The organism is Poseidonocella pacifica, from assembly GCF_900111875.1.
Classification (GTDB): domain Bacteria; phylum Pseudomonadota; class Alphaproteobacteria; order Rhodobacterales; family Rhodobacteraceae; genus Poseidonocella; species Poseidonocella pacifica.
In genome coordinates, this window is the sequence record NZ_FOJU01000001.1 from 93867 (window position 1) to 115078 (window position 21212).

The following is a 21212-nucleotide window of genomic DNA, read 5'->3' on the forward strand; positions in this document are numbered from 1 at the left end:
TGCGGGGTAGTCCTCAAGTGTATCAGACGTGTCGGTGTATTTTTCCGAACGGAGCGGAATCCGGGCGGCCGACTGTATGGCACTACCCCGTAACAACCCCATCTCCCACTACGATCTGGCGCTGGCAAAGACCTGCAATCTTGTCGTCATGGGTCGAGATCAGGAAAGTCGTTCCTTCGTCGCGGTTTATTTGACCGATCAGGTCCATAACCTGCATCGCCGACGCGCGGTCGAGGTTGCCGGTCGGCTCATCCGCCAGCACAAGTTCCGGACTGTTCATCAGGGCGCGGGCCACTGCGACCCGCTGTTTTTGCCCTCCGGAAAGGTTGGCCGTGGGGAAATTGATCCGGTCGGCCAGTCCCATGCGTGTCAGCAAATCGCGGCCGCGCGCTCGTGCAGCAGGCGTCTCGCGCCCTTCACGAACGGCCGAGGGGAACACCACGTTTTCCAGCGCTGTGAAATCCGGCAGGAGGTTGTGGAACTGAAAAACGAAGCCGATATGGGCATTGCGAAAGTCGGTCAATTCTTTGTCGCCCGCAGCGATCATATCATTGCCGAGCATAACGAAGCTGCCGGATGTGGGTTTCGTCAACGTGCCAAGGATCGTGAGGAGCGTGCTTTTGCCCGAACCCGAAGGACCCAGAAGTGCGGCCATTTCCCCCGCCTCAAGGCGCAAGTTCAAACCGCGCAGCACCCGGGTCGCGGTGTCTCCCGTGCCATAGGTTTTGAACAGGTCGCGGACCTCCAGAAGGGCGCTCATTGGCCGATCGCCGTGACCGGTTCGACCCGTGCGGCCGAACGTGCGGGCAGGATGGAGGCCAGGATGGCGCCGATGACCGTGAGCGTGATGGCCAGACCATAGGAACCTTGCGTGATGTCCATCGGCAGGGTTCCCGCCTCGAACGCGTCGCGCGAGGGAAAGGGCAGCAGGGCGACATATCCGAGCGCCGCACCCGTGACACCCCCCATCAGCCCGATCAGCGCACCTTGTGCGACAAAGACGAAGATAACAAACCGGCGTCCGGCCCCCATCGCCCGCATGATCCCGATTTCGGGGCGGCGGCGGTAAGTGGATAGAAGCAGCGCCGAGGCCACACCAATCACGATGGTGATGAGCGCGAAGGTCTTGAGGAAATAGCCGGTCTGTGCCTGCGCATTCAACGCCTCCATCAATTGTTCGGCCCCGTCCGTCCAGGGCACGGCATCAAGCCCCGTCATGGCCCGTATCCGTTGGGCGGTGGCATCGGCAGCGTTCAACTCGCCGAGCTTTATCTCGATGCGCGTGACGCCTTGGGGCATGGCAAAAAGCGTGCGGGCGGTCGAAAGGCTTGTAAAGGCGCGTGCCCCATCCATTCCGCCATTGCCAGTGTCAAAGATGCCGCTGAGCGTCAGGGCAGCCGTCACACCATTTGCGCTTTGCACCCGCAACGTCTGACCAATGGTCAACGCAAGATCATCAGCCAGTTCACGGCCAAGCACGATCAAGCCCGAGCCAAGTCGTGCCTCGCCCTCCACCATGTAGCCATCCAAGTCGAGGATTGCGGATTCGCGCCCCGGCTCGACACCAGTCACGCTGACCTGTGCGACCTGCGCGCCGCGTGTGAGAAACCCCGCGCCGGTGATCTGCGGTGACACGGCCTTGACCCCCGGAACGGCCTCGATCAGCGGCAACCAAGTGGCGGCCTCTGTCAGCGTTGCAGTGCGCGTGCGACCCCGTTCGGCCACGACAAGCACATGGCCGCGTGGAGAGATCAGAAGGGGGGGATCGTCGAACTCGGCCTCGATTGTAACGTGGCTGATATCGCCTACGGTGCGCGAGAGGATGAATTCGGCCAATCCCCCAATCAGCGCCGACATAAAGATGAAGATGAACACGCCCACCGCGACACCTGTGACCAGTAGGGCGGTCTGGGCTTTGTTGGCCGTGAGATATCGGGTCGCAATCTTGAGCGCGTAGAGCATCAGGGCTCTTCCACGGAGACCGATTGACCGTCTGAGATGCCAGTTGCATCGACAATCACGGTGGTGCCTTCGTCCAGCCCTGCTGTCGTAATCAATCGGGCTGCGGGCCAGTCCACGACCGTCACAGGGTGCAGCCGTGCGACGCCGTCCGCAACCACGAAAACCGCGTCGCCATTCACTAGGGCAGTTCGCGGCACGGTCAGCGCTGCATCGCGACGGTCTACAATGACATTCGTGGCAACAGTCAGTCCGACCGGGGCCGCAATCGGCGCATCGAAACTGATCTCGATAGCAAGTCCACCGGTCGCTTCATCGACGCGGTTGGACACGAAGCTGACATGCCCTTGGTGTGTCCCGGTGTTTCCGGCCAGTTGCAGCACAGCAGGCTGGCCCACGGCAATCTGGGTCGCATAGGCCTCGTCCACGTCGGCCTCAACCAGTATTTCGCTCAGATCTGCGAGGGTTAGCAGACGGTTGGCGGGCCCTACGATCTGTCCTTCTTCTGCGTCCAATTCAAGAACGGTTCCGTCGACTGGAGAACGGATCGTATAGTCCTCCAGAACGATTTGAGCCTGATCCAAAATGGCAGTGAGGCGGGCGACCTCTTGTCCCGCCGACTGGACGGCGTGGGCGCTTTCTTCGAGTTCAAGTCTGGGAATATTGGTACCCAGTGCGACCGCACGTTCATAGGTTTCGGTCGCCTGCTGTTGCGCCACGAGGGCGGCATCCAGTGCGGCCACCGCCTGCCGGACAATCGCCGTCTGTGCGGCGGCATTGACCTGCGCGAGGACGTCATCCACGCGGACACTGTCGCCCTCGGACACGGACAGCGAGACAAGACGCCCCGTCATCACGGATGTCACATCAACAGAATGGCGGGCGGCAATACGGCCATTCACCGCGAGCACCCGCGTCACCGGAGCGGATGCGGCAATTTCAACTGCCACTGAGAGCGGTCGTGCGGCCCAGAACTGGACATAGCCAATGGCGACAATTGCGACGCCGATCAGTCCGACCATCCCCCACAACCAGCGATGCCACGTGAATGCAGGTGCCGGGGTTGCCGGGCGCAGAGCAGGTACAGGAGGCGAGCGCACGGGCGCGCCTTGCTCCGCTGCGCGATTGTCCTCCCGTTCCGGTTTTTGGTTCGCTGCGGTCAAGGTGGCCCCTTCTGGTTTTCAGCAACGCATCGACCGACAGGAGGACCCGAACGAACGATAGCCTGTACAGCATAAATTCGGCTGGCCGTAGCGCATTGATTTGGATCAGTGACGGGCACGCCCTGGCGGTTGCATCCTGCAAGGGTTGAAACCACTTCCGAGCGCGATCCGCCGCGGCAAGCTCTCGGAGCCAAAGGGGGCGTCTGGATGTCTGACGATCCATATGACGTGCTTGGCCTGACCAAGTCCGCCACGGCCGATGAGATAAAGAAAGCGTATCGCAAACTGGTTCGGACAAGTCACCCTGACTTGCATCCGGACGACGCGAGTGCCGAGGCCCGGTTCAAGGCGATTTCCGCAGCCTATGATATCCTGAAAGACCCCGCGACCCGGGCGCGCTATGATGCCGGAGAAATCGACGGCCTTGGCGCCGAACGTCCGCAGCGGCAGTATTACCGGGATTTCGCAAACGCATCGGACAACACTTATCAACAAGGGCGCGGGTTCGGACCGGATGTTGATCAGGCAGACATCTTTGCCGAAATCCTCCGCAATCGCGCGCGGTCGGCTGGTGGGGACTTTGCCGACCGGGGATTTTCCGCCCGGGGACCGGATGCCCGCTATAGCCTCGAAGTTCCTTTCCTAGATGCGGCGCGGGGCGCCGAAACCCGCATCACTCTGCCGGATGGCCATAGCCTCAAGGTGAGTATCCCGCCCGGCACAGAGGATGGCCAGACACTGCGCCTGCGCGGCAAGGGGGCGCCGGGTTTTGGCGACGGTCCCGCGGGGGATGCGCTTATCACCGTTTTGGTGCGATCACATCCGGTGTTCCGTCGAGACGGCGACGACATTCTCCTGACGCTGCCGATCACAATTGACGAGGCCATTCTTGGGGGCAAGGTGGCAACGCCGACCATAGATGGCCCAGTGGGTCTCACCATTCCGTCAGGGGCAAGCTCGGGCCAGGTCCTGCGCCTGCGGGCACGCGGGGTCGCACGCACCGGGTATAAGACGAAGGGTGATCAGAAGGTCGAGTTGAAAATCGTCGCGCCACCCGAAGTGGATGACAGTCTCCGGGATTTTCTTGTGGAATGGCGCAAGACCCATGACTTCGACCCACGCGTTGATCTGATGGAAAGGGCTGAGAAATGACAGACCGATATTCCGAAGAAGACGTGGTGACCACCGTAACCCGGCTGACCCGAACCCAACTCATCCGCTTTGTCGAGGGCGACTTGGTCAAGCCAGAGCGGGAGGCCAAAGGCTATGTGTTTCGCCGTATCGACATCGCACGGCTGGAGCTTTTGTGTGACCTCTCGGAGGGGCTTGATCTCGACGTGGCTGGTCTTGGCATCGTGATCTCGCTCATCGATCAATTGCACGCCGCGCGGCAAGATCTTGCAACCTTGGCCAGCGCGATTGAGGCCCTTCCATCGGAACTTCAGGCCAGGATTATGGCGGAGATGAAGAAGCGCTAAGCGGCGCTCGGGCGGGGCGCTAGACCGTGTGGACGAAAGGAATCCACGCAGGGCCTTCTGCGTCACCCGAGTTGGCATCTGTATCGAATACCCGCATGTCACGAGATCCGGTATTGGACGAGGAATGGTGGTATTTCGAACACGTCATCCAAGCTGCTCGGCGCCGATCATCCGGCAGCGGACGCGGGAGGAGCATTTCAAGGCAGCGTTTCGGGGTGGCGTCACTACCTAGACCATCTTCTCAGTCCACACCGCTGATTTGCCATGAGCATGTGATCGCGCAGAGGCCTAACGTCCGGTTATCTCCGCTCCGACCTGACCATAGGCAACAGCTTGCCGTCGCGGAGCGTTTCTTTGGCCGGCCGAAAACTTGGCGCAAACAGCATTCGAATAACCAAGGATAGCCACGATGTGTTGGCCGTCATCCTCATGCGCAAAGCGCGCGTCCGCGTCGATCGGTCGTCCTCTCGTCTGCGCCAAATGATCGAACGAAACTCTTACAAATCGCAGAACGTCTGCCATCTCACAGCACGTCGCGGAAAAACTCGGAGTTTTTTTTTAGGCGTCACCGGTGACGTCCTCCCCTGAAAAGTCCGGGGTTTGGAGTTAGCCAGTTTTCCAAACGAGGAGACAGACGACGCGGAAAAGCCGTTTCAGCGAAGAGCAGATCATTGGCATCGCGAAGGAGCCCCAAGTCGGCATAGGAGCCGAGGAGCTCTGCCGGAAGCACGGCATCAGCTATGGCACGCTTTACAAGTGGCGCTCGAAGTATGGCGGCATGGAAGTGTCGGAGGCCAAACGGCTGAAGGCACTGGAGGCTGAGAACGCGAAACTCAAGAAGATGCACGCGGAGCACATGCTGGATGTGGCCACGCTCAAGGAGATGCTGGGGGGAAACTGCTGAAGCCCGCTGCAAGACGGAGAGCCGTAGACTGTGTCATGACAGAGAAGAACAACGACCAACAGCGGGCCTGTGCCTTGGACGGGATAGACCCGCGCGTTTATCGGCGACGATCAAACGGGCCGACGGATGCCGAGTTGTGAACAAGGCTGAAGGAGCTGTCCGGTGAGAGTCGGCGCTTCGGTCATCGACGGCTGCACCTATTGCCTGGGCGAGAGAGTTGGCAGGGCGATGTTGCACAAGACTGACGACGGGGGGGATCCATGGCGACAGATGCGGTGCATGAGCAAACGTTTTCCCGCCGCTACCGCACAACGAACCGGTTCAGTTACAGCGCAGCGCTGCGCAAGCGAGGATCCCTGCCTATCTGGGGCGACAAGGGCATGACTTGGAATGTGCCGCGCGACGGGCGGGGAGCACGCGCGCCACGCGGCCATCCCATTCTGCCTGTCAATCAACGTGCTGTTCAAGCTGCCGGTTCGCCAGACCGCCGGGATGGTCGCTAGCACGGTGTGGATGGCAGTGCGGGCTGGCCGGTACCAGACCTTTTGGCTCTTCCCCGTAGGCAGAAAAACTCAGCCCAGAAGATCCCATATCGCCGTGCGGATGGCCCTCTGAACCTGCTGGTAGGCAGCACATGGATCAAGGTTCTGGTCGATAGTGAATGAACGGCGCGCCAGCACGGCGTTCAGGGGCGACGCCAGTGGCGCAAGGCATGTTTGGCGATGGATCGGGTCACAACAAACATCCGCGCCGTGGAATTCACCCCCAGCCGCGACGGTGATGGCCCGCGCCCTCCTGACATACTCAATCAAATGCCCGAGTCAGAGCAGATTGGCACTGTGACCGCCGGCGGCGCCTGTGACACGCGCCGTTGTCACAGCGCCATCATTGCTCGTGACGCTTTCCAGATCATTCCGATCCGTAAAACGGGCGGCCTTTGAAAGAGGACTGTCCCGCCGCTCGGGCCCGAAAAGTCACTCTGCGCGCCATCCGAGACTACGGTAGGGTTTTCTGGAAGCGCTGGACTGGATACCACGCCCGCAGCCGGATCAAGTCAAAGATGCGCTGCCTGCAATCCTTCGGCGAGCGTAACGCGGGACGAGGCCTCGACCACCAGATCGCCGAAATCCATGTCCGCATCGCACTCATGTATCGCTTCAACGTCCTCACCAGTTCCGAAATCATCTGCGTCGCCTGACGGAATAGGGGAAAGGGGCAGCTACGGGTCAGGTGTGAATCCCGCAACAACGCCGGTGAGTGACAAATGCGTCGAGCTTTTGTGGAGATGCGATGGGCTGAGAGTGCCAATGAAACAACCCAAGAAGGGTCGGCTCTGTAAGGGCGATGGATCATGCGCCCGGATACGTCCCGAATAACGCAATTGCGTTTGGACGTACGACTTCGTGCACCACCGAACCGATGATATCAGGACGCTGAACATTATCCACAAACACAGTCGGGAATGTCAGGCGCTCCGGGTGAAGCGGAAACTGAACTCGAACGAGGCATAGATGATCTGACCGACCTGTTCATCCTTCGGGGCGAGGTAGCTTTCATCCGGTCAGGCAACGGAACGGAGTTCCGTCGCTGAGGCCGTTAGAAGCTGGAGCAAAGCTGACGGGGCCAAGACAGCATTCCTTGTGCCCGGAACGCGATGGAAGAACGGGCCCTGCTACAGTTTCGATGGGCGCATGCTCGACGAGTTGTTGAACGGGGGGCTTTCACTCGCTGAAAGAAGCTCAGATCATCATAGAAAATTGGAGGAACCAATAAATGCAAGCGATCCCACAGTGCTCTGGGATTTTACTCGTAATCGCCAGAGGCCGTCGTCTCGATAGGCCAAAGGCCAACCATGCTCTAACTTTCAATATCAACTCCTGAAGAAGGGCTGCTCAGTCCAGCATTTCGGCGGTTTCGGCGGTTTCGGCGATGGAGGTGAGGAGCGGATAATAGATCCGGGCGCGATAGGGGGCGTTCGCTCCGCCTTTGGTTGGTGGCCATGCACCTCGATCGGTAGTCTGTCGACATCCAGCGTGATGCGAGTGTGCCGCCATCCAAGGCACGATACCGGTTGCATCGAGCACTTCGCGCAACAGCACCGCAGCGGGGCCGCCGATCAACTACTCCGCCCGCGTTTTTGGTCGTCAGAGATCGATTGAATCCGGCCGCAACCGATCGTAGCGTTTCACCAACGCCCGCGTCTACGGCCGCTGCGGATTTTATCTCAATAGTTTGATTGTGCAACGCTTTCCGACGCACGAAACGAATTGGACGAATACGCCGGGCTCAAGGGAGGGGGAGCCCGACTGCTCATGCTGCCAAGATTTTACGTTGGATCCGCAAGGTGACTCCCTGACGGGATTTGTGTATCAAAGCTGTTCTTAATCCTCAGATAGGCTTTCGCTTCGGCAATCTCCAAGGGACGTGAGAACAAGAAGCCCTGCCCGATAAGAGCACCTTTCTCGGCGACGATACTGGCCTGCTCTGCCGTCTCGATCCCTTCGACTACCAAAGAACTGCCCAGTCCCTCCGCCATGTCCACGATGCTTTCGAAAAGGAAACGGGTTTCCTGATCTTCGACGATGTCCGAAATGAAATGCCGATCGATCTTAATTTCCTCGAACTTAAACCGCCGCAAATAGCTCAGCGATGAATAGCCGGTTCCGAAATCATCGAGAGAAGCCCGCACACCCATTGGCCTCAGGATGGCCAGCACGTCCTGAACGGCCCCCCAGTTTTCGACCGCCGCGCTTTCGGTCACTTCCAGAGTGACGCGATCCGGCCGCAGCTTGGTTTGCCAAAGAATGTCCTGAATCGCTTCAGCAAGGCCGGTGGAGCGAAAGTTGAGAGCGGATATGTTTGTAGACAAATGGACGCATATGCCTGTTTCGGCCTCTTCTCGGGCGGCAAATTCAGCGGCCGACCGTAGCACAGCGAGGTCGAGTTCTCGGATCAGGCCGATCTTCTCCGCAATGGGCACAAATTCAGCCGGTGACACATCTTCTCCGGCTAACTGCCAGCGTCCAAGCGCCTCGAAACCCATGAATTCACCGGTCGTCAGGCACAGTTTGGGCTGTAGAGCTGCGCGTATCTCGTTGTGGATGATCGCATCAGGAAGCTGTGAAGCGATCTCTGTACGTCGTATGAGGGACGAACGAATCGTTTCATTGAATATCTTGTAATGGTTCTTTCCTTTCTTTTTTGCCTCATAAAGCGCGGCATCTGCGAAGCGTAGTAATTCGGTCGGCGAAATCTTGTCGGCGTCGTTACAGATTGTCGCAATCCCGACCGAGCATTTAGGCTGAATTACATATTCCGAGTACGCAAATACGTCGGTCAGGACTTGCATAATTGCGCGTCCCGCTGCGTCAGACGATTGAAAGAGATCACCAATCTGAAAAACGACCGCAAATTCATCTCCGCCAAGACGCGAAACGATACTGTCACTGTCCTTGATCAACACCGAAAGCCTTTTAGCGGCTTCCGTCAGTAATGCATCCCCCACCTCGTGTCCCATTGTGTCGTTGACCGTTTTGAAGTCGTCCAGATCCAGAACCGCGACCGAGATGCCGGTTTTGTGACGATTTGCAAGTTTCGTAGTCAGATGGTCGCTGAACATTGTGCGATTGGGCAATCCTGTCAGCGCGTCATGCGACATCAGAAAGCTCGCATGTGCCTCGGCCTCGGCCTTTTCTGTTTCGAGAAGGACACGGGCTTCGAGACCGCTGACGATTTCGCCCATCCGACCACGCTCGCGCCGGGCCAGCGCGCCAAAGGCGATCAGGGCAATTCCGAAGGCCGCTACCGAATAATGCGCGTTGCGCCATGAAATTGCAGTCAGGTCGCTTTCGACAACAAACGCCCCCATGATATCGCCGATTTGATATGCATTGCGGCCCAATGCTTCGTTGTGGCAGGACACACAACTTTCGCTGCTGGCAACAGATGGGTAAATCGTGCGTCCAATCAGTCGCCCGTCTTCGATGCGGTGTTCGCGCACGGGGCCGGTGATGGCACCATCGACGAATTGTTGGATGATTTGCCCGATCCGCACATTGTCCTCAATGGTCTGCAATTCCAGGCCCGGACGTCCAGGCATGCGAACGCTCGTTCGAACGCCCGTATCCAAATCGGCTTCGCTGTTGGTGAACTGCTCGATCCCCAGTCGACGAAACTTGGCCGGGACGGGCGCCCCCTCTCCGCGATGCTCATCGAACACAGAGACAAAGCCGTTGGTCATTTCGATCAACTGGGATCTGAGGCTGCGTTCGACGCGCGACACCTCCCACGTTGAGACGGCGAAATAGGCGATGCCAAATATCAAAGCGCCAACAACGGACAGCATCGCCGTGCTGCTGCTGTGTGCAGGCAAATATCTCCGAACCTGCATACCGTTTACCTCATTAAGAACCAAAACACGTCGTCAAGTTAACGTAGAAACCTGAATGAACCTTGCCCAACGATGGGATTCTTCGGGTAAGGGTTGACTAAAATTCGTTCATTCAACCCAACGTTCCCTGAGCCGGCAGAACTGTTATGGTTCAACGTCATTGCCGCCTCGTGCGCTGCCGGAGGCGAACAAGCACACACTGTTGGGGCCATGGCTGTTGGGTGCGGTTTGCCAAGGAGGGGGCAAATGGATCTGGTGTGAGCATGCGCTGACGGCCAGCTACCGATCCAGTCTGACCGAGATCGTGAAAAACATCGGGCGCCTCACGCGGGATGCCAAGGGCAAGACGCATTCCCGGTCTCCAACATTCTTGCTGCGCCTGGTGCCTCTGATGAGGTCGTTAGGGAGGCCGTAAACAAAACCCTCAAGGCCATTGCTGCCAGACTGTTGATGGAGCAGGTGGTGATGTCAAAAATAGGGTCCAAGACCAAGGTCGCCACCAATACGGCACAGGAAACCGCTCGGTTGAGTTATGTGAAGTCCGGGCTGGGAATGGGTGGGGCTGCGTTCCAAGAGGGCCCATCACTTGGGGGTGTTGGCCGCGTAAAAAGCTGCTATTTGGTAGCAAGCGTTCTCGGGAAACCCACGGAAACCACCGAAAATCGGGGGTAAGTCACAGGAAATGCGGAAAAGTCACGAAACCTCGGAATTCCTGTCATGTCCATAAACTCGATAGAAAAATCAGCCTCGCGGCTCAGCATTGCCCCGATGATGGATTGGACAGGTTTGTATTTACTATCAATAACTTGATAGGCCGCGTGTGCACTATGTGTGCAACATGAAATCGCCCTCTAGCGCGCTGCGTCGGGCGCTTGGCGGTTGCGTGGGTTTGGTCAAATTGAACCGTGTTGGAACCAGACCGACTTGGGGATCTCACCAAACCTGCAATGGGACGCAGTCATTTGCCCCGCACTGCGCAAAGGTTTAGAGCGTTTTTCGATCAATCTGCATCGTATCCGCAGGCCGCGAAGTAGTTGGCGCACTCTTGTGGCGTGAAGCAGTCAACGAGCCGCCCAATCGCGTTCCAAAGGCCATTGACGGTGCGGCCGCGGCCTTTCTGAGCAGCGCCTTGAGCTTGTAGAAAGCCATCTCGATCGGGTTGAAGTCAGGGCTATAGGGCGGAAGGAACAGAAGCTTTGCGCCCGCCGCCTCCATTATCTCCCGCACCGACGCCCGTTTGTGGCTCGAGAGTTTGTCCATGATGACGACATCGCCGGGGCGCAGCGTTGGGATCAGCACGTGGCGGACATAGGCCTCGAACCAGTCGCCGTTTATCGGCCTGTCGAGCGTCATTGGCGCGACCATGCCGGTCTTTCGCAACCCGGCGACCAGCGTCGTTGTCTTGCGGTGCCTATGCGGAAAGCCCATCCGCAACCTCTCGCCCTCGCGGCAACGCCCGTGACTGCGGGCCATGTTCGTGGCTGTCCAGGTCTCGTCGATGAACACCAGGCGCTCCGGATCGAGGTCGAACTGCCCGTCGAACCAGTCCAGGCGCTTCTTCAGGACGTCCTCGCGATCCTGCTCGACGGCGTGGTCGGTCTTTTTTTTGCGTGTAATGCCGTGGCGTCGGAAGAACCGCCGCAGGGACGAGGTCGAGGTTGCGACGCCGTGCTCGGACAGATGCTTGCAAAATTCCGCTAGCGTCAGGTCAGGCGTGTCTTCCAACGCAGCGTGGATCACCTAGGCGTTCGCCTCGATCTTACGAGAGCGTGTGTCACCGCCCTGCGGTTTTGGCGCGAACGACCCCGTGGCCCGCCGCTCATTGTCCCAGCGGATCGCCGTAGACGGCGCGACACCGTATCTCGCCCCTGCAGCCCGTCGGCTCAAGCCCCCGTCAATCGCCCCGATCACTCGTTCCCTAAGGTTCATGGAAAGTGGTTTGCCCATCGCTGCCCCTGAGCCAATGGAGGAGTGCAGTGAAACTGACGTCCCATCAATAGGTTGGCAGTTTATGTTCACGTTACGATCGCACGATATCGTGCCATGTCATTTTCGCTTCGTTCCACCGTGAACCCGACCTAAGTCGCGAAGTTTTCGTTTTTTCTTGCTCACTCTTAGTTGCATTAGCTAACCTCAGTCTCAATTTTTCAGGTTAGTGTCGATGGAAGTTTAAACGCAAAATTGGTGGAGTTCTTGTACATGGCTGGCATTTGCATTCGAAAATTTGCTGTTGTCTCCATGCTTGCTGCAGCCGTTCATACCTCGGCGGTTTGGGCGCAGGAAGAGCAAGAGCCAACCCCAATTGAAGTTGTCTCCGCTGCTAAAATATCGTTGGTTTCAGGATTCAGTTCGGGAGAAACGGCAGCGGCCGCGTCCACGATCGTGCCAGATCTTTTTTCGGGAATACTCTCTGCCTCGATACCCATTGCTTTGCCTCCCGGTCGCGGAGGCATGACCCCTTCGGTTGCGCTGACTTACAAGAGTACCAACGAGAACGGATGGCTTGGAATTGGCTGGGACTTTAACCCGGGAATCATCACCGTTGGGGATGAACTTAACAACGCCAACGTTCCATTCACGTTGCTCACTGACTCGGGGACGACAAGCTTGGTTCGCCATACCAATAATACTTACCGGCCACAACTAGACGGCTCGTTCACGGACTACATCGAGGTTGGAGAAAATGGGTGGCTGGCGTTGGACCGTTCCGGCGTCCAGTATCGGTTTGGCTCAACATCGAACACTAGAGACCAAGGGGCGGATGGGAGGGCAACTAGGTGGTATGTTGACCAGGTGGTTGACACGAACGGAAATTTTGCCAGTTACGAATACCGTATCAGGGGCAACAAGCGGTACATCCATGAAATCCGGTATTCCGGGTCGCAGAATGCCAACGGTGAGGTTGTTGACGAACCTCCACACGCCGTGCGTTTCGAATACGAAGCGCGTCCGGACGTATCTATCGGTTTTCTAGACGGTAGGCGGATTGTTTCTGATCGTCGGATGAAATCGATTGCGGTCAGTTCGTATGGGAAGCTTCAGTGGAAGTATGACTTAGCTTACAAGACATCGGTTGGGTCCCGTAGATCATTGCTGATCGCGGCCACGCAGGTTTTTGCCTCCGGAGATTCTTTGCGCCCGACCGTCATTGACTACTATGAAAGCGCGCCCGTTTTTTCGTCAGAAGCCGATGTAGTGCTCCCAGCGAATTCTTCAGGAACAGATGAAATTCGCTGGACGGGCGGAGCTAGCGCTTCACTAATGGCATATCCTGATAGAAATGCTGACGCACTCGCCGAGTTTTGTATACCAGAAGCGGGCGCGCTTACCTGTTGGGCGCGAGAAGGGAAGACCTTGCAAGATCCCCAACAATTACCGGGATACCGCGAAGGACGGATGAATTTCGATGCTTCTATAGTGCAGTATCCGGATATTAACTTAGATGGGGCGGCCGATGTTTGTGCACACTTTAGTCACGCGCTGCAGTGTTGGTTGTCTATTGGCAATGACCTCCAGCCGGTTTCCAGCCCAAAGTGGGATTTCAAGTATAAGCCGACTGTTTCGACGGTGAGATATGTGGATGTGAACGGTGATCGTTTTCCCGATATTTGCAGACTGACAGAGCCCGGCATTGAGTGTTTCCCAGGTAGCCAATCGGGCTTCCGGTTGGGAGGTGGTGCGCGCATCGACGGCCCAAGGTGGAAGGACATTGTCGTCACGATTGGTAATCTACCAGAAGTTGTCAATAACACGGATTGGAGCGAAGCGCGCTACCACTCGACCATCCAGTTTATTCGCTTGAACGATGATGAAATGGCCGATGTCTGCGCGCGAGATCGCAATGGTATCGAGTGCTTCATATCTACAGGGACGAGCTACGACCTCGCAAACCCGATCCGGGGCCCAGCTTGGGCTGACGGCAATGCAGACCCGGAGAATACGGAGTGGAAGCTCCCGCAATACAACTCGACCATTAGTTTTCCCGATCTCAACGGGGACAGGTTGAACGATGTTTGCGGGCGTGATGAAAGCGGCATTGTGTGCTACCTTAACACACTGGGCAAGTTCGACTTGAACACCCCGATCCGGGGCCCGGCCTGGGCAGACGTGGTCGCCGTGGTCCCCCCAGGGATGTTAGTGCCGCCTCCAGACCCAAAAGACTGGAGCCAACCGCAAAGGTTCGAGTCCATTCGGTTCACGGATTTGAACGGTGACGGGACGGACGACGTTTGCGGGCGGGATGCGGACGGACTCATATGCTACCTGACGGATGAAAGAGGTCGATTTTCAACGGCGGGAATCCGGGGGCCGGCGTTCAAGGACGGCGGCAAACCTGACTGGTCTCAGGCAAATATTTACAAAACCCTCAGGTTTGTTGATTTCGATGGCAACGGTGCCCTCGATGCTTGTTTTCGCGGTCCAAAGGGCATCACGTGCCATTTCAGAACTGACTTTGCTTCCGACAAGCTACGTAGCATCAGGAATCAAATTGGCGGATCAACCCGCATTGATTACAGACCATCCTCCGGACCCGCCCAAGTTCGCATGCCCTACGTGCAGTTGCTGCCCTCCAAGGTTTCAACGGACGACGGTCGTGGCAACACCGTAGAGCAATCCTTCGAGTTCTCGAACGGTATCTACAACGTCGTACAGAACCAATTCCGGGGGTTTGGCTCGGTTCGGGTGACGACGCCCGGCGACGACAGCGTGCAGGGCAAGGTCGAAAGGTACGTATTCCTGCAAGGCGATGGGAACGCCCCAAGTAGGGCGGACCCGGACTCGGCCGTGGCAAAGATGCGCGGACGCCTCAAGTCCCACACGGTCGAGACGCTTGGAGGAGAAACGCTAACCAAGGTCGAGAACACCTACGAGGTATTGGTTGACGGACCCTGGTATTTCATTCCGTTGAAGGAAAGAACCGAGATTGAATGCGCCAACACGCGGTGCGTAGAGGTCAATCGCATACAGGCCGAGTACGAAAGCCAAAACGGGAACCGGATCCGGCAAATCCACCTCGGTTTGCCGGGTATCGCTTCCGACGACAGGACCATGACCTGGGACTACGTGCCAGAGGCCAACCATATCAGCGACCGGGTCGCGACCGAGAAGGCCTTTGCTGGCCGGGCGACCGAGAAACTGGTCGCCCGTATCGACTATGCCTATGACGATGCGGCCGGCTGTGACAGTCAGGACATCGAACCTGCTCGACTCGAAAGGGGAAACACGACCGAGATCGTTCGTTGGAACGATGTCGGCCCCGATGTCGTTGTCGCCATGCGCTACGACCAATATGGCAACTTGATTTGCTCACGGTCCGAAACCGGAAACGAGTTGACCCTAACTTACGATGGAACCGGCACTTTCGTTCGGACCTCGCGAAATGGTCTGGGGCACGTGGTCCGCCAGGCCATCGCGGGAATGGATGGCCAATTGGATGATAGGCTATACGGTACGCTACTGAGCGTGACCGACGCGAACGGCGCCACGACGCGGTACGATTACGACGAGTTTGGTAGGAAAACTTCCGAGATTAACCCGGACGGTTCGGAAGTTCGTTTCGACTTCTTCGATTGGGGCGACCCGAACAAGCAACGCGTTCGTTCCACGAGTGCAATGGGCATATGGCAGGATGACTATTTTGATGGGCTCGGGCGGTCCTGGCTTACCGTCTTGCTATCCGATACGAAGACCGCGCGATCGCATACCGAGTACAACAGTTACGGCTTGGTAGCGCGATCGACGAGTTCCACGCCTGAGGGAATGGCCGAGATCTGGGCGACGTTCGAATACGACTCACTCGGGCGAATTCTACGGCGAGAATTCGACGGATCCAGGCTGCACCAAACGTGTTATGCCCCGCTTGCTCTGGTGACTGTGGATCCGACCGGACAGCGCCGGGCGGTAGAACTCGACTCTTCTGGGCAGGTGATCAAGTTCCGGGAGTATGCCGAACGCGCAAACGACTGCTACGTTGGCCCTTCCGAGGCAAGTCGGGAAACCGTTTTCGAGCGCGATGCGCTCGGCCTGGTCGTCGGTATATCGAGCGGTGGCAGGCAGGAACGCTTTAAATACGACAGCCTTGGCCGCCGGATCGCCGTGTCGACGCCGGACAGCGGCGAGCGGGTTTACCGGTACGATTCGACCGGAAACGTCGTTGAAGAAATCGATCCCACGGGGCAGAAAACGAGCCTTCGGCGCGATATCCTCGGGCGGGTGATCGAAAAGCGCGTCCAAGATGGTTCGGGCGACACGATTAAGAAAGTTCTTTACCGATACGACGAGGGGCTCAATGCCGTCGGCAGGATGAGTTCGGTACTAGATGCCGTCGGTCGTACCACGCTCGCGTATGCCGCGTCCGGCCAGCTAGCAGCATCGGTGCGGTCGATCGACGGGAAAGTGTACTCTACCCACACGGTTTTTGACGCCGACGGACGTTTGTCCAAGTTGGTCTACCCCGACGGAAAAGTGTTGCAATACGAATACGTTGGGAGGTGGTTAAGCCGCGTCAGAGACGACCAGAATGTACTTGCCGAGTACGCCGATTTCGATCCGCGAACCGGCGCGCAAAGGGTGAAATACCTTGGCGGCACGGAGATCGAGGTAAGCTACGGCAAGGACCCAAACACGACGTGTAGCGAGCATCCATTCCGTGTCTGCAACATTCATGCTTTCGGAGCAGGCGAGACAATACTTTCCCAGGGCCTGTCCTATGACAGCCAAGGAAATGTCACCGCTCTTTCCGACTCCAGTACGGGCACATCTAAGTTCGAATACGACCAATTTTTTCGCTTGAAGACCTACAGCGTCGAAGGTGTCTCCACGGACTGGGACTACGATAGGTTCGACAACCCGGTTGCCCCGGTTGATAGCGGGACCGCGTTTCCTGAGGAGGAGAAGCGTGGGGATAACAGGCTAACGGAAGTTCTCGGCGCCCGGTTGGAATACGATACACTTGGGCGCGTGACAAGGATCAGCAAGGGCAATTCACGTTGGGACTTGACTTACGAAGAAACCGGGCGCGTATCCAAGGTTGTTCGAGATGGTAGGCTCGTTGTCGAGTACATCTTCGACGGTGACGGCCTGTTGCTGGCGCGCAAAACGCCAAGCGGAACGACGGCTTACATCGGGAAACACTACGAGTGCAATTCCCGGGGCTGCCTGCGCAAGATCTATGCCGACGGGGCCCTAATCGCGACTGAAGACGCGAACAATGCCGAGCTGCATGTCTTGGTTGCCGATTACAAGCGCTCGGTCCGGGCGCTGGTAAGCGGTCAAGGGATCACGGAGACCCGCTTCGATTACGACGTTTGGGGAAATCTCGTCCGCAGCGAAGCGAACGTGCGCAAGGCCGGGCTGACATCCGGATTGTTCCACGCTTTCGACGGATCCCTGTTGGACGAAGCCACAGATCTCTACACGATGGGACAACGCCAGTACGCGCCGGACTTGCATCGGTTCCTGCAACCAGACGGCATCGCGGTTGACCCAGGCTCCATGGCCCGTTCAAACCGGTACGCGTACTCGTTCAACAACCCCGCAACATACTCGGATCCAAACGGGGATCTTCCATTCATAGTCGTCGCGATTATTGCCGGAGCGGCGATTGGCGGAATCGATGCAATTATTAATGACAAAGACGTGTTCGCCGGGATCATCAAGGGCGCTGCTTTCGGGGCGGCGACCGGCGCGCTGGCCTACGTGGGCTATGCTGCGGCATTTGAGCTCACGGGTAGCGCCTTGGCGAGTAGTACCGTGGGCGGCGCCCTTACGGGCGCTTTCAGCGCGGCGGCCAATGGAGGGGATATCGGCCGTGGGGTGGCGACGGGGGCAATCACGGGCTTCGTTGGCGGTGCGGTGGGCTTAGGATATGGAAACGCGATCACCGCGGATTCACCGTCGGAAGCCGTGTTCGGGCAAATTGGCCGAGATGCACTACGCGGTGCTGCCCAGGGCTTCGTCGTTTCACAGGTCTACGGGGGGGATGCCGGCGAAGCCATGCTGCGAGGAGCGACCAGGGCAATCGTTGCCGGACAAGCCACCAACGCGATCGGCTACTCGGTCGGCCTGGTGCTGAGCCGTGGCGAGCAGCCCACTTGGTATCGAAATGGGTACGTGTTTAGAGCAAACTCCAAGATGGCGGGCCCCGGAGTGAATATCGGAATATTCTCGACGATCAACCCCACACCATACGACTTGGCAATCGCCGGTGACTTCACGAAGTTGAAGAACCTGGGCGATCTGATCGCTGCAGATCAACTTATAACGCATGAGCAGGGTCACATTTCGCAGTATTACTCGCTTGGCGGGGGATACCTTCCTGCATACGGCGCAGCCGCGTTCAAACAGGGCCTTTCCGACAACTATTACGAAACGAGCATAGCTCCTCCGGCGCTGTCCAACCCGCAACTGAATCAGCAGTTTCCCGGGCTTTATAAATAACGGGGGTTCATGATGAGGACGAGATTGCACCATTTGCTTGTAGGTCTCGCCGTGCTTGCTAGCCCGGCGCCTGCCGAGACGATTAGCCATCCAGACGAGTTGCTCGACTTTGCGGCGGTGGAGCGCGGCTACTCCGAAGACCTGCGGTTTTTCTCTTTTTTTTCCAACGGCGGTGCTGTCCTAAGCGCTGACGGCAAGGGTATCGCGCGCGCGGCACATTCGATCTGGCAAGATACCGGGAAGTCTTCTCTCATAATCGTCGGCCACGCCGACGACTTGGGCAGCGAAGCCTTCAATCTCGAACTCGGCATGCGACGCGCGGTTCAGACGTTTGATTTACTAAAGGGATCCGGTGGCGATATTCGAAGGATCGCGGTTGTCTCTGGGGGGGAAGTGAATTCCTTGGTTCCCACGACTGGTGTACTCCAGGAAGCCCATAACCGGCGTGTTGAGATTTTCGTCTCGGACGATGACTGGCAGGATATGGAGGTAACTTGGCTGGAGCTCGCGACACCGGGTCAAGAGGACCGTGCGATCCTAGAGAAGGTGCTTGGGGAATCCCAAGTTGATGCCGAAATGGTGTCAGCAAGGATCGTCGACCCCGACGCGGGAACGACCCTCATCGTCTACCAATCCGCGGGTCGCTGTTTCGCCGGTTGCTTTACCGGAATATTGCGCGAAGGGGAAGAAGGCTGGGCGCGAGCTCTGCGCGGACCGCGTGGATCAGACGTAGAACTATCACGAAGCAGTCCACTCGAGTTGGCGTATTGGACATTGCAAGAAGACCGGTACTGTCGCAGCACCTTGGACGTTCAAGGCACTACCCTCGACGTGAAGTCCCCGAGCTTGTGCGTTATTCACAGAACCGCGTTCGTTCCTGCTCATCGAGCACTGGTCGGAACCTGGTCGAGCGGCGACTGCACGTCGAGTGCCTCCGTATCCCTTCGAGAAGATGGCGCGGCGCGTTGGTACGGCTTGGCTGCAGAATGGGATCTGGTGGACGGCCAGTTGTTCGTTACACGAAATGACGACCTGGTTGTTGAAATGGTCGTTTCGGAAATCAAGCTCGACAGCTTCGTAGGCCGTGACGGAGACCAAGTGCAAACGTTCCGCGACTGTAGTTTTCAGCGCTAGGTAATCGGGGCGCCTCCCTCCGCTGAGGAATAACAACGATCGCGTGTGCGTGGCCCGCCTCCGCGCGCGGCTGTCACATCAGTTGGATAACAGGCTAACCTCAAATCGAGGACTCTTCGGTGGAGCAGGTCATAAGCAGTGCTGGCGTCGATCGAAGCGTTCGGTCAAGGCGGATCGCTATGAACTCCGGGACGAACTCGTCGATGAGTTAAAGATTGCGGAAGTTCATTCAATCGTGAGTCCGCCTCTCGACGAGTCTGGGCGCTGGAGGGTCGGACCGACTCCCTAGTAACCTGAGGCAGGTAGGGGGTGCCTATGTGCGATCCATGTGCAATGCGATCCGCCAAGAGATTTACGATTTCACAGATACTTAGCCCTGATCGGAATCCAGTGGCTTCTGTGGGTCTGGCTTCTTGCGGTTAGCCCTCGATCCCGCCTTGCGCGCTGCAGCGAACCCGCGGTCCGTGGCCATGAAGCGGTCGAGCATGGGGGCGACGAGGCGGGCGGGCTCTAGATCCTGTCCGGTCTGTTGGCCCAGGACAGCCGCGTAGTCGCAAAGGTCACGGTGCACATCAGCGGGAAGTTCGACGGTCAGCTTGACCGGCTTGTCGTCATGGATCGGGCCAAGCTTCAGTTTCGTCATCGGACTTCTCCCAAGGGCTCGAGGATCAGGTCGCGGGTGACCATGACGCGGACGGGGAAGCCCGGGCGTATGGTCAGTGTCGGCGGGACGGCGAGCTGCTGGCGGACGATCTCGTCCCCGGTCCGTCCGATCGTGTCCTGCGCGGCCTCGCGGATGGCGCGGGCGACATCGTCTTCGGTTTCTGCGCCACTTTCCAGGCCGAGGTTCAGGATCGTGGCGAGGCCAGCAGCAAGGAAGACGCGACCCCAATGATAGTTGACCCAGTCCTGCAGGCCGGACGCGCCTGTTCCGTCAGTGCCGGGCGCGCGCTTCAGCACAATGGAGCGACCATCCGGAAGGATGAGGCGGGTCCAGACCAGAAGCAGACGGCTTTGCCCGGATGCGATGCGGCTGTCGTATTCTCCCAGAAGCCGAGCGCCTTGCGGGATCAGCAAGTACCGCCCTGAGGGGCTGTCATAGACGTCTCCAGTCACCTGTGCCGAGATCTGGCCGGGAAGGTCGGAGCGCAGGCCGGTGATCAGGGCGGCCGGGATCACCGTGCCGGCCTGCAGGATGTAGGGGCTGGGCGGCGGCACTATGCGTTGCGCACTGACGGTGTCCGTGTCTCCGGGACGGGTGAGGAACGCCTCCCGGCCGGAAATCGGATCGCTTGCCGTAGGGCTGCCCAATGTGGAGGGGAAGAGCGCGCCGGTCGCGGGGGAGGTCGGTGTGGCCTGTGTTCCGCTGCGCGGCACGGGTTTGCGCCTCGGCGAAAAGGGCGCTCAGCCGGGCGGCGTCGAGTTCCTGGAGACGGCGTTGTTCCTCCGGATCGACTGTGGGGGCCAATGGACCGGAAAGGGGCGGTGCTGGGACCGGCTGGCCGCGATCTTGCGCCCCAAGGATGGCGCGGCCCAACTCACCGGGCAAGGGTGGGCCGAGACGCGGGACATCGGCGTAATCCCGAGGAAGTGAGGACAGCCCTTCAGCCGCCTGAATGCGTTCGGTGGAAAAGAGCTCCGTCTGGTTGCCCTCCTGCCGGTTGTTCTGCAGGGCCACGATCAGGATTGCGCCAAGGCCAAGTCCGCCGATGGCGGTGGCAAGGGCAATGGCTCGGCGGGACAGG

The 21212-nt window shown here is 58.4% G+C and carries 12 protein-coding genes and 4 pseudogenes; 8 read left to right on the top strand and 8 right to left on the bottom strand.

What is annotated here, in order from left to right:
- Window positions 1–82: 82 nt before the first annotated feature.
- The 3 genes from BM234_RS00490 to BM234_RS00500 are packed head-to-tail and all read right to left on the bottom strand — an operon-like array spanning window position 83 to window position 2981.
- The gene (locus tag BM234_RS00490; protein WP_092059588.1) at window positions 83–760 is read right to left on the bottom strand and encodes an ABC transporter ATP-binding protein; all 678 of its coding nucleotides are present in this window, start codon (window positions 758–760) and stop codon (window positions 83–85) included.
- Window positions 757–1962 (bottom strand): ABC transporter permease, encoded by a 1206-nt coding sequence (locus BM234_RS00495; protein WP_092059590.1) that lies wholly within the window; start codon window positions 1960–1962, stop codon window positions 757–759. The genes BM234_RS00490 and BM234_RS00495 overlap by 4 nt, the downstream gene beginning before the upstream one ends.
- Entirely contained in the window at window positions 1962–2981 is a 1020-nt protein-coding gene (locus tag BM234_RS00500; RefSeq protein ID WP_092059592.1) for an efflux RND transporter periplasmic adaptor subunit, read from the bottom strand. Before BM234_RS00500 ends, BM234_RS00495 begins: the two co-directional genes overlap by 1 nt.
- Window positions 2982–3329: 348 nt before the next feature.
- Between BM234_RS00500 and BM234_RS00505 the strand changes: the two genes are divergently transcribed.
- From BM234_RS00505 to BM234_RS17605, 5 genes and pseudogenes are all read left to right on the top strand, one after another.
- Window positions 3330–4274 carry a DnaJ C-terminal domain-containing protein gene (locus tag BM234_RS00505; protein WP_092059594.1) on the top strand — a complete coding sequence of 315 codons (945 nt, stop codon included), beginning with the start codon at window positions 3330–3332 and terminating at the stop codon, window positions 4272–4274.
- Entirely contained in the window at window positions 4271–4600 is a 330-nt protein-coding gene (locus tag BM234_RS00510; protein WP_092059596.1) for a chaperone modulator CbpM, read from the top strand. Before BM234_RS00505 ends, BM234_RS00510 begins: the two co-directional genes overlap by 4 nt.
- 667 nt (window positions 4601–5267) lie before the next feature.
- Window positions 5268–5728 (top strand): annotated as a pseudogene (locus tag BM234_RS17600) (transposase); the annotation flags it as partial.
- Window positions 5729–5764: 36 nt separating this feature from the next.
- Window positions 5765–6702: pseudogene (locus BM234_RS00520) on the top strand (IS5 family transposase).
- A 55-nt stretch (window positions 6703–6757) separates the two neighbouring features.
- A pseudogene (locus tag BM234_RS17605) lies at window positions 6758–7317 on the top strand (integrase core domain-containing protein); the annotation flags it as partial.
- 79 nt (window positions 7318–7396) lie between these two features.
- Here the strand turns inward: BM234_RS17605 and BM234_RS00525 are convergent.
- The 3 genes and pseudogenes from BM234_RS00525 to BM234_RS00540 all read right to left on the bottom strand — a co-directional run bounded on the left by BM234_RS00525 (window position 7397) and on the right by BM234_RS00540 (window position 11841).
- Window positions 7397–7624, bottom strand: a complete 228-nt coding sequence (locus tag BM234_RS00525) for a hypothetical protein (RefSeq protein WP_092059598.1) — start codon at window positions 7622–7624, stop codon at window positions 7397–7399.
- Window positions 7625–7830: 206 nt separating this feature from the next.
- Complete coding sequence (locus BM234_RS00530) at window positions 7831–9849, bottom strand: putative bifunctional diguanylate cyclase/phosphodiesterase (RefSeq protein WP_175501163.1); 2019 nt, start codon at window positions 9847–9849, stop codon at window positions 7831–7833.
- A 1045-nt stretch (window positions 9850–10894) separates the two neighbouring features.
- Window positions 10895–11841 (bottom strand): annotated as a pseudogene (locus BM234_RS00540) (IS630 family transposase).
- 252 nt (window positions 11842–12093) lie between these two features.
- Here BM234_RS00540 and BM234_RS00545 point away from each other — a divergent pair.
- Both BM234_RS00545 and BM234_RS00550 read left to right on the top strand, forming a co-directional pair.
- On the top strand, window positions 12094–18333 hold the full coding sequence (locus BM234_RS00545; RefSeq protein WP_139226751.1) for an RHS repeat-associated core domain-containing protein: 6240 nt from the start codon (window positions 12094–12096) through the stop codon (window positions 18331–18333).
- Window positions 18334–18357: 24 nt separating this feature from the next.
- On the top strand, window positions 18358–19467 hold the full coding sequence (locus tag BM234_RS00550) for an OmpA family protein (protein ID WP_175501164.1): 1110 nt from the start codon (window positions 18358–18360) through the stop codon (window positions 19465–19467).
- Between the two features lie 370 nt (window positions 19468–19837).
- Here the strand turns inward: BM234_RS00550 and BM234_RS00555 are convergent, their stop codons facing one another.
- On the bottom strand, window positions 19838–20110 hold the full coding sequence (locus BM234_RS00555) for a DUF2274 domain-containing protein (RefSeq protein ID WP_092059606.1): 273 nt from the start codon (window positions 20108–20110) through the stop codon (window positions 19838–19840).
- A complete protein-coding gene (locus tag BM234_RS00560; protein ID WP_342714610.1) occupies window positions 20107–20844 on the bottom strand; it encodes a TraB/TrbI/VirB10 family type IV secretion system protein in 738 nt (245 codons plus the stop codon). Before BM234_RS00560 ends, BM234_RS00555 begins: the two co-directional genes overlap by 4 nt.
- On the opposite strand from BM234_RS00560, the gene BM234_RS17785 reads away from it, so the two are divergent.
- The gene (locus tag BM234_RS17785) at window positions 20819–21061 is read left to right on the top strand and encodes a hypothetical protein (protein ID WP_342714611.1); all 243 of its coding nucleotides are present in this window, start codon (window positions 20819–20821) and stop codon (window positions 21059–21061) included. The two genes, BM234_RS00560 and BM234_RS17785, sit on opposite strands and share 26 nt — an antisense overlap.
- Window positions 21062–21212: the final 151 nt, after the last annotated feature.